Genomic DNA, 2,885 nt, shown 5'->3' with positions numbered 1-2,885 from the left:
GTCGCGTCCCCGCCCCGGATCGCCTCCAGCGGCGCCGCCGCCAGCCCGGCATCCGCGGCCTCCACGGTGAACCGCTCGACCGTGCCGCCGCGCAGCGCCGCCACCTCGTTGCGCCCGGCGAGCGTCAGCTCGTCCAGCCCCTGCCCGTGCACGATCCACGCATCGCTGCTGCCCAGCCGCAGCAGCGTCTCCGCCATCACCGGCGCCCAGACGGGGGCATACACGCCGGTCAGCTGCCGCCGCACCCCCGCCGGATTGGCAAGCGGGCCCAGCAGGTTGAAGATCGTGCGGGTGCCGAGTTCCACGCGCGGTCCGCTCGCGTGGCGCAGCGCCGCGTGGTGGCGCGGGGCGAACAGGAACGCGCAGCCCGCCGCCGCCATAATCGCCGGCAGGGCATCGAGCGGCACGTCCACCTCCACGCCCAGCGCGCCGAGCACGTCCGCCCCGCCCGCGCGCGACGAAAGCGCCCGGTTGCCGTGCTTGGCGACCGGCACGCCGCAGCCGGCAACGACGAAGGTCACGGCGGTGGAGACGTTCAGCGTGCCGGCGCCGTCGCCGCCGGTGCCGCACACGTCAATCGCCTCGGGCGGCGCGCTCACCGCCGTCATGCGGGCCCGCATCGCGCGCACCGCGCCCGTCACCTCCGCCACCGTCTCGCCGCGTACGCGCATCGCCATCACCAGGCCCGCGATCTGCGCGGGCGTCGCCTCGCCGGCCATGATGATGCCGAACGCGGCCTCGGCCTCCGGCTCGCTCAGCGTGTGGCCCGCCGCGACGCGGGCAAGGGTGGGCTTGAGGTCCATCGGGGGCGGCCGGCGCGGGCGCCCGCCTTAAGCGGCGTGGGCCGGCGCGTTGCGTCCGCGCGCGAGGGCGAGGAAGTTGCGCAGGATATCGTGCCCGTGCCGGGTCGCGATGCTCTCCGGGTGGAACTGCACGCCATAGACCGGCAGGCTGCGGTGACGCAGGCCCATGATCAGCCCGTCGTCGCTGTGCGCCGTCGCGACCAGCTCCGCCGGCAGGTCCGCCGCCTCGACGATCAGGCTGTGATAGCGCGTCGCCTGAAACGGCGAGGGCAGCCCCTCGAACAGATCGGTGGACTGGTGGCTGATCGCGCTGGTCTTGCCGTGCATCGGCACCGGCGCGCGCGCGACCGTGCCGCCGAACGCCTGTCCGATCGCCTGATGACCCAGGCACACGCCGAGGATCGGCACCCGCCCCGCCGCCGCCGCGATCAGGTCGAGGCAGATGCCCGCCTCGGTCGGCGTGCAGGGGCCGGGCGACAGCACGATCGCCTCCGGCGCGAGCGCCAGCGCCTCGCCGGGCGTCAGCGCGTCGTTGCGCCGCACGTCGCACACCGCGCCCAGGTCGCCCAGGAAGTGGACGAGGTTGAACGTGAAGCTGTCGTAGTTGTCGATCAGCAGGATCATCGCGCCATCGTGCGCGGCCGGCCCGGCGGGGTCAACGCGCAGCATGACAGAGCCTCTGCGCCGCGGTATGTATCAACCGCCGCGTGCACGCCGACCGGGGGGATACCTTAGGCCGCCATGTCCAGCACAACCCAGCCCAGCATCGCCGACTACCTCAACGCCGCCGACTGGAGCTACAGCCAGGGCGCCGCCCCGCTGCCGCCGGGCTTCAGCTATCTCATGCTCAACGGCAAGCCCGTCACCCAGTATAGTGCGATCACCGGTTTCTACGGTGCGGCGCTGGTCGATCCCACCGGACAAGTGATGATCGTCTACGAGGGCACCAACCTTTTTACCGGCAATCCGGTCTTCACCGCGGCGCAGCTCGTCAACGATGCGGCGATCTTCAAGGGACTGCCCGCGCCGTCGTATCTGACCGCGCTCTCCTTTGCCAATACGGCACTGTCGGCGGCGGGGATCGACGGCTACGCCTCGACCAACGTCTATCTCGACGGCCACTCGCTCGGCGGCGCCAACGCGGAGGCAGTGGCTGCCATCCTGAACCTGCCCGGCGTCACCTTCGGCGCGCCCGGCATCCCGGACTATTTCTTCGCGCGGCCATCGTTGCTGACCAACTACGTCGAGTACGGCGATCCCGTCGGCAACTACGCGGTCGATCCGCCGCGCTACGAAGGGACGATTGTCCAGAGCGAGTCCATCGCGCATTACGGCGGGCAGGATCTGGTCGGGCCGGCCTATCACAACGCGCTGCTGCAGGCCGCCGCGACCGCCTATGCCGACAACAACGTGGTTGGCGCCGGGCTGCTGCTGGCCCTTGCCGTGCCCTTCCACCTGCTCGGCACCTACGCCGCCGATCTCGGCGTCACGCTCGACGTGCCGGACTACTCGGCGATGGGCGTCCTCGGCGCCATGCCCTGTTTCGCGGCCGGCACGGCGATCGCGACGCCCGACGGCCCCCGCGCGGTGGAGACGCTGGCGCCCGGCGATGCGGTGCTAACCGAGGACGGATCGACGCATCCCGTCGTGTGGGTCGGACGGCGCGAGGTCGATTGCGCCGGCCACCCCGACCCGCGCCGGGTCCGCCCGGTGCGCGTCGCCGCCGGCGCCTTCGCGCCCGGCGTGCCGTCGCGCGACCTGTTCCTCTCGCCCGATCACGCGATCCATGCCGAGGGCGTGCTGATCCCGGTCCGCTACCTGATCAACGGCACGACGGTCGCGCAGATGCCGGCCGCGCGCGTCACCTATCACCACGTCGAACTCGCGACCCATGCCGTGCTGCTCGCCGAGGGGCTGCCGGCCGAGAGCTTCCTCGACACCGGCGAACGCGCGCTGATGGCGGGCGAGGGGACGCCGCGCCGCGCGCCACAGGACGCGGCGCGCATCCGCGAGGCGCTGGCCTGCGCCCCGCACCGCATCGTCGGCCCGGTGGTCGCCAGATCGGAAGAGCACACGTCTGAA

Annotated in this window: 2 protein-coding genes; both read right to left on the bottom strand. The window is 72.3% G+C overall.

Annotated elements, in window-relative coordinates; genetic code table 11:
• A partial coding sequence (gene trpD / locus B8460_RS07835; RefSeq protein WP_048861030.1) for an anthranilate phosphoribosyltransferase occupies window positions 1-803 on the bottom strand: 803 nt, incomplete at its 3' end.
• A gap of 27 nt (window positions 804-830) precedes the next feature.
• On the bottom strand, window positions 831-1,427 hold the full coding sequence (locus B8460_RS07830; RefSeq protein ID WP_048861031.1) for an anthranilate synthase component II: 597 nt from the start codon (window positions 1,425-1,427) through the stop codon (window positions 831-833).
• Window positions 1,428-2,885 lie beyond the last annotated feature (1,458 nt).

Origin of the sequence: Acidisphaera rubrifaciens HS-AP3, assembly GCF_000964365.1 — a bacterium.
Lineage (GTDB): Bacteria > Pseudomonadota > Alphaproteobacteria > Acetobacterales > Acetobacteraceae > Acidisphaera > Acidisphaera rubrifaciens.
The sequence above is the reverse complement of the archived record's forward strand: the minus strand, read 5'-3'. Positions and strand labels throughout refer to the sequence as shown.

Bases quoted from the DNA above. Each gene is read 5' to 3' on its own strand.
- B8460_RS07830 (WP_048861031.1), bottom strand. From the start codon at position 1,427: ATGATCCTGCTGATCGACAACTACGACAGCTTCACGTTCAACCTCGTC.